This window comes from Klebsiella sp. PL-2018 (assembly GCF_019048985.1).
GTDB lineage: Bacteria > Pseudomonadota > Gammaproteobacteria > Enterobacterales > Enterobacteriaceae > Klebsiella > Klebsiella michiganensis.
Window position 1 is genome coordinate 986,499 of sequence record NZ_CP077673.1, and the last position, 18,712, is coordinate 1,005,210.

Here is an 18,712-nt window from a genome sequence, read left to right on the forward strand (position 1 = left end):
CGCGTTTGCGCCAGCGTTATCCCCCCATCCCGCTAATGGCGTCGCCCAGATGAAAAATGGGTAAATACATCGCCACCACCAGCACGCCGACAATCGTTCCGGTCACTACCAACATCATCGGTTCCAGCAAGGTCGCCAGATTATCTGCCTGCTGATGCGTCAGCTCACTATGGTGACGAGCCAGATTTTCCAGCATGGTATCCAGCGAACCCGAGGCTTCACCGGTACGGATCAGTTGTAGGCAAAGCGGCGTAAAGCCTCCGCCGTTGGCGAGCGCCTGCCAGATGGGATCGCCGTGGGTAATTTGCCGGCAAACCTGCTGGAGCCTCTGCCGCCATAGCGGGCAGCTCAGGGTTTCCTCCACGCTTTGCAGACCTTGCAGAAAGCTGATTCCGGCGCTTTGCGTCAATGCGAGTACGGTAAAAATCTGGCTAAGCCGCTGGCCGCATAGCAGTTTGCCAAACACCGGCAGCGTATGGAGCAGCTTCTGACGGTACAGCAGCCAGCCTGGCCGCTGGCAAATCAGCCGGTTGAGTATTGCAGGTAAAATACCCAGGGCAGCGAGCAGTGGCCAACAGCGAGTTAACCCTTCGCCAATGCTTATTACCGCGCGGGTCAGCCACGGCAGCGGGGTGTTGAAGGTTTGATATATAGCAGCGAATTCCGGTAAGACAAAGCACAGCATTCCCATAACCACCAGCAGCGCCAGGGATAAGATAATCAACGGGTAGCGCAGCGCTGTTTTCACTTTTTCGGTGAGGAGCAGCTGCTCTCGCTGCTGCCTGGCCAACTGAGCGCAGCAAAGTTCCAGTTTACCGGTAAGTTCACCGGTGCGAATCATGGCCAGATAGAGCGGAGGGAACGCCTCAGGCCATTTTTCCAGGGAGCCTGAAAGCGAAATGCCCTGCGCCAGATCCTCCGCCAGGGTTTGCAGCAGCGCCTGCCATTGCGCATTGGGCTGCTGCTGCGCCAGCAGTTCCAGCCCCTCGGCCAGGGGGAGACCGGCCTGAAGAAGCGCGGCCAGCTGGCGGATGATTTCGCCACTGTAGCGCGGATGCCAGAGGGCGCTTTGCACGCTACAGCGGCGCAGCGTCAGCGGGATAATTCGCTGCCGCTGCAGAGCCTGCAATGCCTCAGGGCGATTATCCTGCCAGAGCGTTCCCTGGCAGGGAATGCCCTGGAGAGAGAGACCGCGCCAGCGCCACAGTCGTTTAGTCGCCATGCGGTATTCCCAACACGCGAACGACCTCTTCCAGACTTGTCATCCCACGTTCGACGGCCAGACAGCCGCTCTCAAACAGCGTCATCATGCCGGATTCGCGCGCCAGGGACTCGATCTCTCCGGCGCTAAGACCCTGAGTAATCGCCTGCCGTAACGCGGTGGTGACGGGGAGCAGCTCAAATAGCGCCAGGCGACCGTAGTAGCCGTGATAGCAGTGCTGACAGCCCGGAGCCTGCCAGCGAGGAAGCGCCCGTGGCCACAGGCTGTGTGGAACATCGGCCGAACTGCCGGTTTCCCGGCGGCAGTGCGGGCACAGTTTGCGTACCAGGCGTTGAGCAACCACCAGAGAAAGCGCGGATGAGATCATCCAGCGCGCAACGCCCATCTGCTGCAGGCGAACCAGCGTTTCACTGGTTGAATTGGTGTGCAGCGTTGAGAGAACCAGGTGCCCGGTTTGCGCTGCTTTTATCGCAATTTCAGCGGTTTCTGCATCGCGTATCTCTCCGACCATCACGATATCGGGATCCTGGCGTAGCAGGGCGCGCAGTACGCTGTGAAAGGTTAAGCCCGCCCGCGGATTAATCTGCGTCTGATTCATCCCCACGATGGGGATCTCCAGCGGATCTTCAACGCTGCATATATTGACCTCGTCGCGATTCCGCGCCTGCAGCGCACTATACAAAGTGACGGTTTTCCCACTTCCCGTCGGGCCGGTGACCAGCATCAGCCCCTGAGGTTGGTTAAGCGCCGAGCGAAAGGCGGCAAGCTGCTGAGACGATAGCCCCAGCGCTTCGAGGTCCAGCGCTTGTTCGACCTGGTGTAATAAGCGAAGGACGATTTTTTCCCCGCCGCGGCAGGGAAGCGTGGCGATCCGAAACGAGATCGGGCGGTCTGCGAGCGTGAGGGTAAACTGACCGTCCTGCGGTACCCGGTGTTCAGCGATATCCAGATTGCTGAGCACTTTAAGTCGGGCGGTGATGGGGGCGGCGAGTTCCGGCGCAAGCGGCGCAAGAGAATGGAGAACGCCATCTACCCTCAGGCGAATTCTCAGGCGATCGTCACCGGGTTCAATATGAATATCCGATGCGCGCTGGCGCAGGGCCTGTTCCAGAAGGCTATTTACCTGTTCAACGATGCTGGCCGAGGCTTCAACAGGCGGGGTGAGGGTTGATATTCCCGGCGTCTGCAGCCGCTTGTCCATCTGGTCCTGGCTCCAGCACTCGATATCAATCCTTTTCTGCGTCGCGAAACGTAACGCTTCCAGCAGCTCCGGGGCGGGGGCGTCAACCACGGCGATAGCGATGGTGTGTTCATTACTATCGAGCAGTAAGGCCTGATAGCGCTGGCAAAGAGGCATCAATTGTTCAGTTTTCATTGCCGCGCCCTCAGTTAAAACGGAACACGTCTTCACAGGCCTGCTTGAGTGCGCTATCGCCGGTAATGTTGCACACTCGCTGCCAGCCGGTGATGCCGTTAGCGTTATCCCAGGTCGGCGTCAGCGTGACGCTTAAGCCATTAAGGCTTTCCTGCCCGGTGAGCGTGACAACGCCTGTGGCGACGGTCATAGCCGAGACGTAGCGGGTTGTGGCGGGCGAGGGAATACCGTTGCTGCCGCCATCGCAGGTGGTTAATCCGCCGTGCTCCAGCGCGCACAGCTCAATGGCGGTGCGGAACGGGACGAAGGTTTGCAGCATATCGGTAAGCGCCGCTTTTCGCAGATAGTTCTGATAAGCCGGAATGCCGATTGCGCTGAGAATGGCGATGATCCCAATGACCACCATAAGTTCGATGAGGGTAAAGCCGCGTTGTTTGTCCATAAGTTGCTCCTTGTTATCTTCGGGAGCACTTTGCCGGGGTTTGTTTAGCGATACGAGCGGCAGATCGCGCCTGGAGAAGCACGCTTCCAGGCTTTTTTTGCGGGTTGCATTGAGGGATTATTGGCGTGCGAGCCGGCTCGCAAAAGTGCGCCCCGGCATCAACGACGAACCGGGGCAGGGGGATTAGCGGAAGCGCATAGAGAGATCGAGAGCGCGGACGTGCTTGGTCAACGCGCCAACGGAGATGTAATCGACGCCGGTTTCAGCAAATTCACGAATAGTCTCGAATGTGACGTTGCCGGAGACTTCCAGCGCCGCCTGGCCGTTGGTGTGTTTGACCGCTTCGCGCATCAGGTCGGTAGTGAAGTTGTCGAGCATAATGATGTCAGCGCCGGCTTTCAGCGCTTCATCCAGCTCTTCAAGGGTTTCGACTTCCACCTCAACCGGCACATCCGGGTGCAGCCAGAACGCTTTTTCAACCGCCTGCCGTACCGAGCCGGAAGCGAGAATATGGTTCTCTTTAATCAGAAAGGCATCGGAGAGGCCCAGGCGATGATTGCCCCCGCCGCCGCACAGGACCGCATATTTCAGCGCCGTGCGCAGGCCCGGCAGCGTTTTGCGCGTATCGAGCAGTTGAGTTTTGGTGCCTGCCAGCAGGTCGACATAGCGGCGGACTTCGCTGGCCACCCCGGAGAGCGTCTGCACGAAATTGAGTGCGGTACGTTCGCCGGTGAGCAGGATCCGCGAAGGGCCTTCCAGCTCGAATAGCGGCTGATTGGCTTTTACCGCGTCGCCATCGGCAACGTGCCAGGTGAAGTTAACGTCGTCGCCCGCAAGCTGAATAAAGACTTCTTCTACCCAACGTTTACCGCAAAACACGCCGTCTTCACGGGTGATGACGACGGCATGCGAGCGCGCATCCTGCGGCAATAATTGCGCGCTAATATCGTTGTTCGCATCCACTTCACCGCCTAAATCTTCCCGCAGGGATTGAGAGACGGCATCGGTAATATCAAGATTAATACGCTCCAGCAGCGCGTCACGGCGGCGGTCGGGATTGTAGCGACGAGGCGTCATGATAAAGCTCCAGATAGATAAGATTCAGAAGTGGGAAACATGCTAACCTGAACGACGTTTCTGTACCACATCCGCGTCCTTTCGTCGGCGGCGCCAGCGTGAAGTTTTGGCGTTAGCCAGCCGAGCGAGCGTGGGTATGATGCCGGGGATTGTTTGGTCACGGTGCCGCGAATGCATAAGCTAGTAAAAGGAGACTCAACATGCAGTTGAACGGGGGATGGCTGGAAGAGGCGCGTCGGGTTCCTTCGCCGCACCACGATAGCCGCCCGGATAATGAAACCCCCTCTTTGCTGGTGGTGCATAATATAAGCCTGCCGCCCGGCGAATTTGGCGGGCCATGGATTGATGCCCTGTTCAGCGGTACGCTCGATCCCCATGCCCATCCTTTCTTTGCTGAAATCGCGCATCTTCGCGTTTCGGCACACTGTCTGATTCGCCGCGACGGTGAAATCGTGCAGTATGTGCCTTTCGACCAGCGCGCCTGGCACGCGGGGGTTTCCAGCTATCACGGGCGCGAGCGCTGTAATGATTTTTCGATAGGCATTGAGCTGGAAGGGACCGACGAGCTGGCCTATACCGACGCGCAGTATCAGCAGCTGGTTGCCGTTACCCGTCAGCTTATCTCGCGCTATCCGGCGATAGCTGACAATATCACCGGCCATAGCGATATTGCGCCAGTGCGTAAAACGGATCCCGGCCCGGCTTTTGACTGGGTCAAATTTCGCGGTCTGTTAACCCCGTCGTCAGAATAAGGAGATGCCATGACGTTGTTCACTACGCTGTTAGTCCTCATTGCCGAGCGTTTGTTTAAGCTGGGCGAGCACTGGCAGCTCGATCACCGGCTGGAAGTGCTGTTTCGCCGGGTAAAGCATTATTCCCTGCTCACCACCCTACTGATGACGGTCGCGGCGGCGGCGGTCGTGTTTATTATTCAGCGTCTGCTGCAGGGGCAGCTGTTTAACATTCCTCTGCTGGTGTTCTGGATCCTGCTGGGCCTGCTGTGCATCGGCGCGGGCAAAGTCCGTCTGCACTATCACGCCTACCTGAAGGCGGCGGCGCGCGATGATAGCCGCGCCTGCGACGCCATGGCCAGCGAGCTCACCCTGATCCACGGCGTGCCGCCCGGCTGCGACCAGCGTGAATATCTGAGCGAGCTGCAAAACGCGCTGCTGTGGATTAACTACCGCTACTATCTCGCTCCGCTGTTCTGGTTCGTTGTCGGCGGGCCGTGGGGACCGTTAACCCTGATTGCCTACTGTACGCTGCGGGCCTGGCAGACCTGGCTGGCGCGTTATCAGACGCCGCGTCATCGCTTACAGTCGGGTATTGACGGCATTCTGCACGTGGTCGACTGGGTTCCGGTACGTCTGGTCGGCGTGGTGTACGCGCTGGTTGGGCACGGGGAAAAGGCTTTGCCTGCGTGGTTTGCCTCGCTGGGCGACCGCCACTCTTCGCAGTATCAGGTGCTGACGCGCCTGGCGCAGTATTCGCTGGCGCGCGAGCCGCACGTGGATAAAGTGGCGACGCCGAAGGCGGCGGTCTCCATGGCGAAAAAAACATCGCTGGTGGTGGTGGTGATTATGGCGCTGCTGACGATTTACGGTACGCTGATCTAAGCACCTGCCCGCTGGCGGGCAGGTTTCGCTTTTAATCCGTATCTGCTGCCGGGATGCCAAAATCAGGCATCCCGTTTTCCTGCCAGCGAATCCGCTTCAGGCGGGTATGGCGATTCGGATCGTACAGCGGGTCGCCTTCGATTTCGGTGTAGTTGCGCGCGTGGTACACCAGCACATCTTCTCCCTCCGGCGTCTGCGTAAAGCTATTGTGGCCGGGCCCATACTGACGATTCTCATAGCTGGTACGGAACACCGGCTGCGGCGCTTTATACCAGTTTTCCGGCCGCAGCGGGTCGGCGTTAACGTCTATCCACAATAAGCCCATGCAGTAGTTTTCGTCGGTGGCGCTGGCGGAGTAGCTGACGAACAGCTTGTCGCCGTGGAACAGGACCGCCGGGCCTTCGTTCACCAGAAAACCCCGGCACTCCCAGTCAAACTCGGGTTGACTCAGCCTGACCGGCTGACCTTTTAGCGTCCACGGATTTGCCAGTTCAGCCAGATAGAGGTTGGTATTGCCCTTAATTTCAGGATCTTTTTGCGCCCACAGGTACCACCGTTTACCCTGATGGCGGAAGGTGGTGGCATCCAGCGCAAAGGTATCAAGCGGCGTTTTAATCTGGCCTTTTTCCTGCCATTTACCGGTTAACGGGTCGCTGTCCGCGCATTCGAGCGCGAACATGCGGTGCTGGAACATGCCCTGCGCATCCAGATCGTGGGTGTGGCTGGCGGCAAAGTAGATATACCATTTGCCGTCAATCTCATGCAGCTCCGGGGCCCATATGAGCTGGCTCATCGGGCCGCTGTCCGGTTTACGCCAGACGACCACCGGCTGCGCGTGGCGTAAACCTTCAAGGGTTGCTGAGCGGCGGATTTCCAGACGGTCATACTCCGGCACCGAGGCAATAAAGTAGTAGCTATCCTGATGGCGCAGAATATACGGGTCCGCGCGTTGTTCAATAAATGGATTCGGCCAGTTTTTCATTACGCTTTCCTTACCTGTTCGCCGGTTTTCAGTTCCTGATAGTCGTTGAGCTCGCTGTAGTTGATCCGGCGTTTCTCGAGGTCGGACTGAATTAGCCGCATAAATTCGCGGTTTACCTTCAGCATACGCACCACCCCGGCGGTAATCAGATAGCCGATGCCGGGGATAACGCTGAATAACAATACGATACCGTTAATCGCGGAGGCGCTTTGCTGCTTCGCAGCGGCATCGTAACCGTACCAGGAGAGCAGGAAGCCAACCATCGCGCCGGCGATGGCCAGACCGACCTTCAGGAAGAACAGGTTGCCTGAGAAGCTGATGCCGGTGATGCGTTTGCCGGTCTTCCATTCGCCGTAGTCATCCACGTCGGCCATCAGCGACCAGTGCAGCGGCGAGGGGATCTGATGCAGAATGTTCAGCAGGAAATAGAGCACCATAATCATCATGGTGGCGTGCGGGTCGAAGAAGTAGAAGGCGCAGGAGAAAATCGCCAGCACGATGTTGGTCCAGAAAAACACCTGCAGTTTGCACCAGCGGTCGGTCAGGACTTTAGCCAGCATACTGCCGATCATCATGCCGACTACCCCGAGGCTGATAAACAGCGTGGCGAAGTGGGTGCTTTGCTGCATCACCCAGGTGACGTAGTACATGGTGGCGGCCATGCGAATAAAGCCCGGACAAACGTTGCACAGCGTTAGCAGCAGGATGCGAACCCACTGGTCGTTTTTCCAGACGTCTTTCAGATCTTTTTTCAGCTCGTCGTTGGTCTGGACGGCGGGTTTTACGCGCTCACGAACGGTGGCAAAGCAGAACAGGAACATGCACATACCGATAATCGCCAGCACGGTCATCGCCATCTGATAGCCTTTGGCTTTATCCTCACCGCCGAACCAGTCCGCCATCGGCAGCAGCGTCAGGGAGAGCAGGAGCGTGGCGATACCGACCATCACGAAGCGATAGGACTGGCAGGCCACGCGTTCCTTCGGGTCATTCGTAATCACGCTACCCAAGGAGCAGTAGGGGATGTTGATCGCGGTGTAGGTCAGCGAGAGCAGGAAGTAGGTGACGAAAGCATAGATAACCTTGCTATTGTACGACCACTCCGGGGTGGTAAACATCAGCACGCTGAACAGCGCGTACGGGAAGGCAATCCACAGTAGCCATGGGCGAAAGCGCCCGTATTTACTGCGGGTACGGTCGGCCATCGCCCCCATGATCGGATCGGTGACGGCATCAATAACGCGTACGGAAAGCAGCAAAACGCCCACCAGCGCCGGCGCGAGACCAAAAATATCCGTATAAAAATAGTTAACAAACAACATGATGGCGCCGAATATGATATTGCATCCGGCATCACCCATCCCGTAGCCTATTTTTTCTTTAACTGAAAGCTTATTGCCATTCATCGCAGCGATCTCCCCGTGGCGGTATGGAGAGAATTATTAGCCGGGTAATGGACTAATGCGTTGCAGGATAGGGTTAACGATATGGATAAATCGGTTATCAGGGGGAAAGTGTGAAGCAGATAACAATGCGCCGTGTCCGCCCAGCGGCGGGCGGACACAGCTTGTGGAGATACAGGATTATGCTTTAATGGCGCTGGCGGTTTTCTGTTTAAACAGGTAGCCGACGCCGAGAACGGCAATCCATACCGGGATAAGGTAGACGGAAATCGCCATGCCAGGGGTCATCAGCATGATCACCAGCACTCCCGCCATAAACAGCAGGCAGATCCAGTTGCCCAGCGGATAAAGCAGCGCCGGGAAGCGGGTGACCACGCCCTGCTGCTGCTTAGCGCGACGGAACTTCATGTGCGCCAGGCTAATCATCGCCCAGTTGATCACCAGGGCTGAAACCACCAGCGCCATCAGCAGACCAAACGCGGATTCCGGCGCGAAGTAGTTAATCAGTACGCACAGCGCGGTGACCACCGCGGAGACGAGAATGGTGTTAACCGGCACGCCGCGTTTATCGACGCTCATCAGCGCTTTTGGCGCGTTACCCTGCTGGGCCAGACCGAACAGCATCCGACTGTTGCAGTATACGCAGCTGTTGTAAACGGAGAGCGCCGCGGTTAATACCACAATATTCAGCGCATTCGCGACGAAGGTATCGCCCAGTTCGTGGAAAATCAGGACGAACGGGCTGGTATCGGCGGTTACGCGGCTCCACGGCAGCAGCGAAAGCAGAACGGCCAGCGAGCCCACATAGAAAATCAGGATGCGGTAGATGACCTGGTTGGTGGCCTTCGGAATGCTCTGCTCCGGGTTATCCGCTTCGGCTGCGGTAATACCGACCAGCTCCAGCCCGCCGAAAGAGAACATAATAATCGCCATCATCATTACCAGCCCGGTGAAGCCGTGCGGCAGGAAACCGCCCTGCTCCCACAGGTTGCGTACGGTGGCCTGCGGGCCGCCGTTGCCGCTGAACAGCAGCCAGCCGCCGAACAGGATCATCGCCACGACGGCGACGACTTTGATGATCGCGAACCAGAACTCCATCTCGCCGAACACCTTGACGTTCGTCAGGTTGATGGCGTTGATAGCGATAAAGAAAACGGCCGCAGAAACCCAGGTAGGGATTTCCGGCCACCAGAACTGGACGTATTTCCCGACCGCGGTCAGCTCGGCCATCGCGACCAGCACGTAAAGCACCCAGTAGTTCCAGCCGGAAGCGAAGCCTGCAAAGCCGCCCCAGTATTTGTAGGCAAAATGACTAAATGAGCCGGCTACCGGCTCTTCGACGACCATCTCGCCCAGCTGACGCATAATCAGGAAAGCAATAAAACCGGCAATTGCGTAGCCCAGAATAATACCGGGACCCGCGTTTTGGATGACGGATGCGCTACCCAGAAACAAACCGGTACCGATAGCGCCTCCCAGCGCAATAAGCTGAATATGGCGGTTTTTAAGGCCGCGCTTTAGCCGATCGCCATGCTGTTGACCTTCCATCATGAAACCTCGTGTGTGGTTATGGTTATTATGTTTGTCCGCGTCATCCATCAGGTGACTTCTTCGCTGTCCATCCCTGCCTGATAGCATAGTCAGCGAAATTTCACTGAGCCTGCGGCCCGTTTTGCCCCGAGTGATGTAGCGCACATATTGTTGTGTTTGTGTAATTATCAAATTCCGTAGATGTACTTATTTCTTTACGCAAGGCGGAGAGGGAATTCATGAAAAGGCCTTTCGTATCATGGAGAATAGTGATAAGCGCCGCTGAATGCACCTGCTTTATGAAGGGATGATGACGAAGCGAGCAAAAAGACGCCATTTGTAAATCCCACCCCCATGCGCCAGTGCCTACCCATTATTTGTCATCCATGCAAATTTATTGAATTTATATTCACTTCATAAGGCGTTGAATCGGTTCAGATAGCGTAATTTTTCGTTTCTATTACGTTAACACTACCTCTTTGTGAGTAAACACAACATTTGTGCAAGGTTACATTTTTGAAATGTTATTTCTGTAAGGTTGTTAAAACGTGCCGGGTTTAATGATTTCAATCAAAACCTGTATGGACAGAAGGTGAATACTTTGTTACTTTAGCGATACGAACTATGAATTGGTAAGACCAATTGACTCCGGGCTAATGGCAGAGACAGGGAATATGGCCTACAGCAAGATCCGCCAACCAAAACTATCCGATGTGATAGAGCAGCAGCTGGAGTTTTTAATCCTTGAGGGGACGTTGCGCCCCGGTGAAAAACTCCCGCCAGAACGTGAACTGGCAAAACAGTTCGACGTTTCCCGTCCCTCGCTCCGTGAGGCTATTCAACGCCTCGAAGCTAAGGGCTTGTTGCTTCGTCGCCAGGGGGGCGGAACGTTTGTACAAAGCCGCCTGTGGCAGAGCTTCAGCGACCCGCTGGTAGAGCTACTGTCCGACCACCCTGAATCCCAATTTGATCTGCTGGAAACCCGTCACGCGCTTGAAGGCATCGCGGCTTATTACGCGGCGCTGCGCAGCAATGATGAAGACCGCGAACGCATTCGCGAGCTGCATCAGGCCATTGAGCGGGCTCAGCAGTCCGGCGATCTCGACGCCGAATCCGATGCCGTCGTCCAGTATCAAATCGCCGTCACCGAAGCGGCGCACAATGTGGTGCTGCTCCATCTACTACGCTGTATGGAGCCGATGCTGGCCCAGAACGTTCGCCAGAATTTTGAATTGTTGTACGCCCGTCGGGAGATGCTCCCGCAGGTCAGCAATCATCGTACTCGCATTTTTGAGGCGATAATCGCCGGGGAACCGGAGCAGGCGCGTGAAGCGTCGCATCGTCACCTGGCGTTCATTGAGGAAATTTTGCTGGATCGTAGCCGTGAGCAGAGCCGTCGTGAACGCTCACTGCGTCGTTTACAGCAACGAAAAGATGAGAACTCCGGTTCTTAAGCGCCATTTTTAGAGCGCGGCAACTAAACGCAGAACCTGTCTTATTGCATTCTCTGACGAGAATTCAATGGGACAGGTTCCAGATTAATCAACGATTAGATAGATAAGGAATACCCCCCATGTCAGAACGTTTACCAAATGACGTGGATCCGATCGAAACTCGCGACTGGCTACAGGCGATCGAATCGGTCATCCGTGAAGAAGGTGTTGAGCGCGCTCAGTATCTTATTGACCAACTCCTTTCTGAAGCCCGCAAAGGCGGGGTGAAAGTGGCTGCTGGCGCATCGACCGGCGGTTACGTGAACACTATTGCCGTTGAAGATGAGCCGGAATACCCGGGTAATCTGGATCTGGAACGTCGTATCCGTTCTGCGATCCGCTGGAACGCGATTATGACCGTTCTGCGCGCATCGAAAAAAGATCTCGAACTGGGCGGCCACATGGCTTCCTTCCAGTCTTCCGCAACCTTCTATGAAGTGTGCTTTAACCACTTCTTCCGCGCACGCAACGAGCAGGACGGCGGCGACCTGGTTTACTTCCAGGGCCACATCTCTCCGGGCGTCTACGCGCGTGCTTTCCTGGAAGGTCGTCTGACTGAAGAGCAGATGAACAACTTCCGTCAGGAAGTTCACGGTAAAGGTCTGTCCTCTTATCCGCACCCGAAACTGATGCCGGAATTCTGGCAGTTCCCGACTGTCTCTATGGGGCTGGGTCCAATCGGTGCGATTTATCAGGCTAAGTTCCTGAAGTATCTGGAACACCGCGGCCTGAAAGACACTTCCAAACAAACCGTTTACGCTTTCCTCGGCGACGGCGAGATGGACGAGCCGGAATCCAAAGGCGCGATCACCATCGCGACCCGTGAGAAGCTGGACAACCTGGTCTTCGTTATCAACTGTAACCTGCAGCGCCTTGACGGCCCGGTTACCGGTAATGGCAAGATCATTAACGAACTGGAAGGCATCTTTGGCGGTGCTGGCTGGAACGTTATCAAGGTTATCTGGGGCGGACGCTGGGATGAGCTGCTGCGTAAAGATACCAGCGGTAAACTGATCCAGCTGATGGAAGAGACCGTTGACGGTGACTACCAGACCTTCAAATCCAAAGATGGCGCTTACGTGCGTGAGCACTTCTTCGGTAAATATCCGGAAACCGCAGCGCTGGTTGCCGACTGGACTGACGAGCAGATCTGGGCCCTGAACCGCGGCGGTCACGATCCGAAGAAAGTCTACGCTGCGCTGAAAAAAGCACAGGAAACCAAAGGCAAAGCCACCGTAATCCTCGCCCATACCATTAAAGGTTACGGCATGGGTGACACCGCTGAAGGTAAAAACATCGCTCACCAGGTTAAGAAAATGAACATGGACGGCGTTCGCTACGTCCGCGATCGTTTCAACGTGCCGGTTGCCGATGCTGATATCGAAAAACTGCCGTACGTGACCTTCCCGGAAGGTTCTGAAGAGCACACCTATCTGCACGCCCAGCGTCAGAAACTGCATGGCTATCTGCCGAGCCGTCAGCCAAACTTCGATGAGAAGCTGGAGCTGCCGACCCTGGAAGATTTCGGTCCGCTGCTGGAAGAGCAGAATAAAGAGATCTCTACCACTATCGCGTTCGTTCGTGCCCTGAACGTGATGCTGAAGAACAAATCCATCAAAGACCGCCTCGTGCCGATCATCGCCGATGAAGCGCGTACCTTTGGTATGGAAGGCCTGTTCCGTCAGATTGGTATCTACAGCCCGAACGGTCAGCAGTACACTCCGCAGGACCGTGAGCAGGTTGCTTACTACAAAGAAGACGAGAAAGGCCAGATTCTGCAGGAAGGTATCAACGAACTGGGTGCCGGTGCATCCTGGCTGGCTGCTGCGACCTCCTACAGCACCAACAACCTGCCGATGATCCCGTTCTACATCTACTACTCCATGTTCGGGTTCCAGCGTATCGGTGACCTTTGCTGGCAGGCCGGCGACCAGCAGGCTCGCGGCTTCCTGATCGGCGGGACTTCCGGTCGTACCACGCTGAACGGCGAAGGTCTGCAGCACGAAGATGGCCACAGCCACATTCAGTCTCTGACTATCCCGAACTGTATCTCTTACGATCCGTCTTACGCGTACGAAGTTGCGGTCATCATGCACGATGGTCTGGAGCGTATGTACGGTGAGAAACAAGAGAACGTTTACTACTACATCACCACGCTGAACGAAAACTACCACATGCCGGCAATGCCAGCAGGCGCCGAGGAAGGTATCCGTAAAGGTATCTACAAACTCGAAACCGTTGAAGGTAGCAAAGGTAAAGTTCAGCTGCTGGGCTCCGGTTCTATCCTGCGTCACGTCCGTGAAGCAGCGCAGATCCTGGCCAAAGACTACGGCGTAGGCTCTGACGTTTATAGCGTCACCTCCTTCACCGAACTGGCGCGCGATGGCCAGGATTGTGAACGCTGGAACATGCTGCATCCGCTGGAAACGCCGCGCGTTCCGTACATCGCTCAGGTGATGAACGACGCTCCGGCAGTCGCATCTACTGACTATATGAAACTGTTCGCTGAGCAGGTTCGTACTTACGTACCGGCCGATGATTACCGCGTACTGGGTACCGACGGCTTCGGTCGCTCTGACAGCCGTGAAAACCTGCGTCACCACTTCGAAGTTGACGCTTCCTACGTGGTGGTAGCAGCGCTGGGCGAACTGGCTAAACGTGGCGAAATCGATAAGAAAGTGGTTGCGGAAGCCATCACTAAATTCAACATCGATGCAGATAAAGTTAACCCGCGTCTGGCGTAAGAGGTAAAAGAATAATGGCTATCGAAATCAAAGTACCGGACATCGGGGCTGATGAAGTTGAAATCACCGAGATTCTGGTCAAAGTGGGCGACAAAGTTGAAGCTGAACAGTCGCTGATCACCGTAGAAGGCGACAAAGCCTCTATGGAAGTCCCGTCTCCGCAGGCTGGCGTCGTTAAAGAGATCAAAGTCTCCGTCGGCGACAAAACCGAGACCGGTAAACTGATCATGATTTTCGATTCCGCCGATGGTGCAGCAGCAGCTGCACCTGCGCAGGAAGAGAAGAAAGAAGCGGCTCCGGCCGCCGCAGCACCGGCAGCCGCCAGCGCGAAAGAAGTTCATGTACCGGATATCGGCGGTGATGAAGTTGAAGTCACGGAAATCATGGTAAAAGTGGGTGACACCATCGCCGCTGAACAATCCCTGATCACCGTAGAAGGCGATAAAGCCTCTATGGAAGTGCCGGCGCCGTTCGCCGGTACCGTGAAAGAGATCAAGATTAACACCGGCGACAAAGTGTCCACGGGTTCCCTGATCATGATCTTCGAAGTGGCGGGCGCAGCGCCTGCCGCGGCGCCGGCGAAAGCGGAAGCCGCTCCGGCTGCTGCTGCACCGGCAGCTTCAGGTTCTAAAGAAGTTCACGTGCCGGATATCGGCGGCGATGAAGTTGAAGTGACTGAAGTGATGGTGAAAGTGGGCGATAAAATTGCCGCTGAACAGTCACTGATCACCGTTGAAGGCGACAAAGCTTCCATGGAAGTGCCTGCGCCGTTCGCGGGTACCGTGAAAGAGATCAAAATCAGCACCGGCGACAAAGTTTCCACCGGCTCCCTGATTATGGTCTTCGAAGTGGAAGGCGCTGCGCCTGCCGCAGCTCCGGCTGCTCCAGCACCAGCTGCTGCACCGGCTCAGGCTGCTAAACCAGCTGCACCTGCTGCAAAAGCAGAAGGCAAATCTGAGTTCGCTGAAAACGACGCTTACGTTCACGCCACCCCGCTGATTCGTCGCCTGGCGCGCGAGTTCGGTGTAAACCTGGCGAAAGTGAAAGGAACTGGTCGTAAAGGCCGTATCCTGCGCGAAGACGTTCAGGCCTACGTGAAAGAAGCGGTTAAACGCGCTGAAGCCGCGCCTGCTGCTACCGGTGGCGGTATCCCGGGCATGCTGCCGTGGCCGAAAGTGGACTTCAGCAAGTTTGGTGAAGTGGAAGAAGTTGAACTGGGCCGTATCCAGAAGATCTCTGGTGCTAACCTGAGCCGTAACTGGGTGATGATCCCGCACGTTACGCACTTCGACAAAACCGATATCACCGATCTGGAAGCGTTCCGTAAACAGCAGAACGCCGAAGCTGAGAAGCGTAAGCTGGACGTGAAATTCACTCCGGTGGTCTTCATCATGAAAGCCGTTGCCGCGGCGCTTGAGCAGATGCCGCGCTTCAACAGCTCCCTGTCTGAAGATGCACAGCGTCTGACGCTGAAGAAATACATCAATATCGGTGTGGCGGTTGATACCCCGAATGGTCTGGTTGTTCCGGTCTTCAAAGACGTGAACAAGAAGAGCATTACCGAGCTGTCTCGTGAACTGACCGTGATTTCCAAGAAAGCGCGTGATGGTAAGCTGACCGCTGGCGAAATGCAGGGTGGTTGCTTCACTATCTCCAGCATCGGCGGCCTGGGTACCACCCACTTCGCACCGATTGTGAACGCGCCGGAAGTGGCTATCCTCGGCGTGTCCAAGTCCGCGATGGAGCCGGTATGGAATGGCAAAGAGTTCGTGCCGCGTCTGATGATGCCGATCTCTCTGTCCTTCGACCACCGCGTGATCGACGGTGCTGATGGTGCGCGCTTTATCACCATCATCAACAATATGCTGAGCGACATTCGCCGCCTGGTGATGTAAGCAAAAAGCCGGCCTGACGGCCGGCTTTTTTCTGGTAATCTCTTCTGCGTTTTGAAGTTACCAGCAATAAAGGACAAAATCGTTTGCCGTTTGTTGTTTCAAAATTGTTAACAATTTTGTAAAATGCTTGCGGATAGAACGTCCCGGTGGACATGGGCGTAAAAACAATAGCGTCAGACCCGCCGGATACAAATAACAGAGGTCATGATGAGTACTGAAATCAAAACTCAGGTCGTGGTACTTGGGGCAGGCCCCGCAGGTTATTCTGCTGCCTTCCGTTGCGCTGATTTAGGTCTGGAAACCGTCATCGTAGAACGTTACAGCACCCTCGGCGGTGTTTGCCTGAACGTCGGCTGTATCCCTTCTAAAGCACTGCTGCACGTTGCTAAAGTTATCGAAGAAGCGAAAGCGCTGGCCGAACACGGCATCGTTTTCGGTGAACCGAAAACTGACATTGACAAGATTCGCACCTGGAAAGAAAAAGTCATCACTCAGCTGACCGGCGGTCTGGCTGGCATGGCCAAAGGGCGTAAAGTGAAGGTGGTTAACGGTCTGGGTAAATTTACCGGCGCTAACACCCTGGAAGTGGAAGGCGAAAACGGTAAAACCGTCATCAACTTCGACAACGCTATCATCGCGGCGGGCTCCCGTCCGATCGAACTGCCGTTCATTCCGCATGAAGATCCGCGCGTATGGGACTCCACCGATGCGCTGGAGCTGAAAACCGTACCAAAACGCCTGCTGGTTATGGGCGGCGGTATCATCGGTCTGGAAATGGGTACCGTATACCATGCGCTGGGTTCAGAGATTGACGTGGTTGAAATGTTCGACCAGGTTATCCCGGCTGCCGATAAAGACGTGGTGAAAGTCTTCACCAAGCGCATCAGTAAGAAATTCAACCTGATGCTGGAAACCAAAGTGACCGCCGTTGAAGCGAAAGAAGACGGTATCTACGTTTCCATGGAAGGCAAAAAAGCCCCGGCTGAAGCGCAGCGCTACGACGCCGTGCTGGTAGCTATCGGCCGCGTACCGAACGGTAAAAACCTCGATGCCGGTAAAGCAGGCGTTGAAGTTGACGAGCGTGGCTTTATCCGCGTTGATAAACAGCTGCGTACCAACGTGCCGCACATCTTCGCTATCGGCGATATCGTCGGTCAGCCGATGCTGGCGCACAAAGGCGTTCACGAAGGCCACGTTGCTGCCGAAGTTATTGCCGGCATGAAGCACTACTTCGACCCGAAAGTTATCCCGTCCATCGCCTATACCGAGCCGGAAGTTGCGTGGGTTGGTCTGACTGAGAAAGAAGCGAAAGAGAAAGGCATCAGCTACGAAACCGCCACCTTCCCGTGGGCTGCTTCTGGCCGCGCCATCGCTTCCGACTGCGCTGACGGTATGACCAAACTGATTTTCGACAAAGAATCTCACCGCGTTATCGGCGGGGCGATTGTCGGCACCAACGGCGGCGAGCTGCTGGGTGAAATCGGTCTGGCGATCGAAATGGGCTGTGACGCTGAAGACATCGCGCTGACCATCCACGCTCACCCGACTCTGCACGAGTCCGTTGGCCTGGCAGCAGAAGTCTTCGAAGGCAGCATCACCGACCTGCCAAACGCGAAAGCGAAGAAAAAGTAAATTTTTCTTTCAGGCAAAATCCAAAAAGCGGCTCAGTGAGCCGCTTTTTTTATCGGTGATGTTTAGAACTGTGTCGCCGTTAATAAAATTGCATATCTTATTAATACTTGAAAAATAGTTACTCATAAACTTATAGGTAGTTAACTATATGTGAGGTGTGTGATGAAAAAAGTTTTAACGACGACGCTGCTGGCAGCAACGCTGGTCTCGGGTATGGCCTGCGCGGCCGATGCCGCTATTCCCTGGGCTGATAACAGCGGCGGGACCGAAAGCACCCATATTGCGGCGATGGGCCAGGATTTGAATATGCAGCATCAGCAGATAACAAAGACCAGCGAAGGGGTATGGGCGGCGAATTCCGGCAGCATCAGCTCTGATGAAGCGGCGTTGACCAGCACTAAACCGGCTTTTGCGGGTGACCCGTCTCTGATGCCCCATCAGGGCTAAATCAGCACACAGATATGGCCCGGCGGCGTTATCGCACGCCGGGCTTTTTTCTATTGATTGATGGCCTGCCAGGCTGAATCCGGCGAAAACTGCGAAATGGCGCGCGCTTTGCTCTGCGTCTCATCCCCTAAATTAGCCTGATAAACCTCATCATTCTGGTTGACCATAAAGCTCATGATGCCGGTTTTTCCCCATTCCACAGGCCACGCCAGCAGGGCGAAGCCCTGACCCTCGCCATCTTGAATGATGCGAAAACGGTAGCCGTGATAGCCTTCGCCGGGTTCGGCGGGGCTAAACGCGGGCCCTAGCGGGCTGGGCGCTTCGCCGGGAGCGGCAGGCCAGTAGAGGCCGTCTTTCTTACCATCGCTGCTGATAATCCGCTGCGCCCAGGTGTGGTTTAGCCGATAAAAATCCTGCTGGGCATCAACGTAAGCGTGCATCGCCTGAATGGCTGACAGCTCATTGCGGCCAATCGCGCGAGTCAGGATCTCATCTTCAGCAGCGGCCATATCAAAACGCCAGCCGCTCTTATCCTTAATGATGGGGATCGGTAGCCGCCATGCTTCCTGTCCCACCTCCAGCCAGGCGCTATTCTGCTGCTGAACGATACGATGGCTGACTTTCCAGTCGCGCTGAAAGCGAGCGACGGCATCTGGGTCGATGCCCTCCGGCGGTAAAAATTGCTGCCAGCTATCGCCGAGCAGCCCGTTTAGGGCAGATTCATCATGCCTGCCGATTGCCGCAGCCAGCGCACTTGCGGCCTGTTCCGGAGAGGAAAACTGCTGCTGAGCCAGCGCCATGGCGGGCGTCAGGGCCAGCGCCAGCAGCGTCATTTTTAATAATTTTTTCATCTG

At 55.8% G+C, this 18,712-nt stretch carries 15 protein-coding genes; 7 read left to right on the plus strand and 8 right to left on the minus strand.

Annotation, left to right across the window (positions count from 1 at the left end; translation table 11 throughout):
• Positions 1-16: 16 nt before the first annotated feature.
• From hofC to nadC, 4 genes are all read right to left on the minus strand, one after another.
• Positions 17-1,222, minus strand: a complete 1,206-nt coding sequence (gene hofC / locus MKleb_RS04615; RefSeq protein ID WP_217076500.1) for a protein transport protein HofC — start codon at positions 1,220-1,222, stop codon at positions 17-19.
• Positions 1,212-2,597 (minus strand): type II secretion system protein GspE, encoded by a 1,386-nt coding sequence (gspE, locus tag MKleb_RS04620; RefSeq protein WP_217076501.1) that lies wholly within the window; start codon positions 2,595-2,597, stop codon positions 1,212-1,214. Before gspE ends, hofC begins: the two co-directional genes overlap by 11 nt.
• A 10-nt stretch (positions 2,598-2,607) precedes the next feature.
• A complete protein-coding gene (gene ppdD, locus MKleb_RS04625; RefSeq protein ID WP_014227930.1) occupies positions 2,608-3,039 on the minus strand; it encodes a prepilin peptidase-dependent pilin in 432 nt (143 codons plus the stop codon).
• A gap of 183 nt (positions 3,040-3,222) precedes the next feature.
• Entirely contained in the window at positions 3,223-4,116 is an 894-nt protein-coding gene (gene nadC, locus MKleb_RS04630; RefSeq protein WP_217076503.1) for a carboxylating nicotinate-nucleotide diphosphorylase, read from the minus strand.
• Between the two features lie 200 nt (positions 4,117-4,316).
• Between nadC and ampD the strand changes: the two genes are divergently transcribed.
• Both ampD and ampE read left to right on the plus strand, forming a co-directional pair.
• Positions 4,317-4,868 carry a 1,6-anhydro-N-acetylmuramyl-L-alanine amidase AmpD gene (gene ampD / locus MKleb_RS04635; protein WP_009654552.1) on the plus strand — a complete coding sequence of 184 codons (552 nt, stop codon included), beginning with the start codon at positions 4,317-4,319 and terminating at the stop codon, positions 4,866-4,868.
• 9 nt (positions 4,869-4,877) lie between these two features.
• A complete protein-coding gene (ampE, locus tag MKleb_RS04640) occupies positions 4,878-5,732 on the plus strand; it encodes a beta-lactamase regulator AmpE (RefSeq protein WP_004098628.1) in 855 nt (284 codons plus the stop codon).
• 31 nt (positions 5,733-5,763) lie between these two features.
• Here the strand turns inward: ampE and MKleb_RS04645 are convergent, their stop codons facing one another.
• From MKleb_RS04645 to aroP, 3 genes are all read right to left on the minus strand, one after another.
• Positions 5,764-6,714, minus strand: coding sequence for a glycoside hydrolase family 43 protein (locus tag MKleb_RS04645; RefSeq protein WP_025106500.1), 951 nt, complete (start codon positions 6,712-6,714; stop codon positions 5,764-5,766).
• Entirely contained in the window at positions 6,714-8,120 is a 1,407-nt protein-coding gene (locus tag MKleb_RS04650; protein WP_025106501.1) for a glycoside-pentoside-hexuronide (GPH):cation symporter, read from the minus strand. The genes MKleb_RS04645 and MKleb_RS04650 overlap by 1 nt, the downstream gene beginning before the upstream one ends.
• A gap of 177 nt (positions 8,121-8,297) precedes the next feature.
• Positions 8,298-9,668 (minus strand): aromatic amino acid transporter AroP, encoded by a 1,371-nt coding sequence (gene aroP / locus MKleb_RS04655; RefSeq protein ID WP_086544283.1) that lies wholly within the window; start codon positions 9,666-9,668, stop codon positions 8,298-8,300.
• A 653-nt stretch (positions 9,669-10,321) separates the two neighbouring features.
• On the opposite strand from aroP, the gene pdhR reads away from it, so the two are divergent.
• From pdhR to MKleb_RS04680, 5 genes are all read left to right on the plus strand, one after another.
• Entirely contained in the window at positions 10,322-11,101 is a 780-nt protein-coding gene (gene pdhR, locus MKleb_RS04660; RefSeq protein WP_004098632.1) for a pyruvate dehydrogenase complex transcriptional repressor PdhR, read from the plus strand.
• A gap of 119 nt (positions 11,102-11,220) precedes the next feature.
• The gene (gene aceE, locus MKleb_RS04665; RefSeq protein WP_004098634.1) at positions 11,221-13,884 is read left to right on the plus strand and encodes a pyruvate dehydrogenase (acetyl-transferring), homodimeric type; all 2,664 of its coding nucleotides are present in this window, start codon (positions 11,221-11,223) and stop codon (positions 13,882-13,884) included.
• A 14-nt stretch (positions 13,885-13,898) separates the two neighbouring features.
• Positions 13,899-15,779 carry a pyruvate dehydrogenase complex dihydrolipoyllysine-residue acetyltransferase gene (aceF, locus tag MKleb_RS04670; protein ID WP_057173064.1) on the plus strand — a complete coding sequence of 627 codons (1,881 nt, stop codon included), beginning with the start codon at positions 13,899-13,901 and terminating at the stop codon, positions 15,777-15,779.
• 207 nt (positions 15,780-15,986) lie between these two features.
• Positions 15,987-17,411: a dihydrolipoyl dehydrogenase gene (gene lpdA / locus MKleb_RS04675; RefSeq protein ID WP_004098637.1), complete on the plus strand. Its 1,425-nt coding sequence runs from the start codon at positions 15,987-15,989 to the stop codon at positions 17,409-17,411.
• A gap of 162 nt (positions 17,412-17,573) precedes the next feature.
• A complete protein-coding gene (locus MKleb_RS04680; RefSeq protein WP_014227938.1) occupies positions 17,574-17,858 on the plus strand; it encodes a hypothetical protein in 285 nt (94 codons plus the stop codon).
• 50 nt (positions 17,859-17,908) lie between these two features.
• Here MKleb_RS04680 and MKleb_RS04685 read toward each other — a convergent pair whose 3' ends face one another.
• Entirely contained in the window at positions 17,909-18,709 is an 801-nt protein-coding gene (locus MKleb_RS04685; RefSeq protein ID WP_025106502.1) for a DUF2950 family protein, read from the minus strand.
• Between the last annotated feature and the right edge of the window lie 3 nt (positions 18,710-18,712).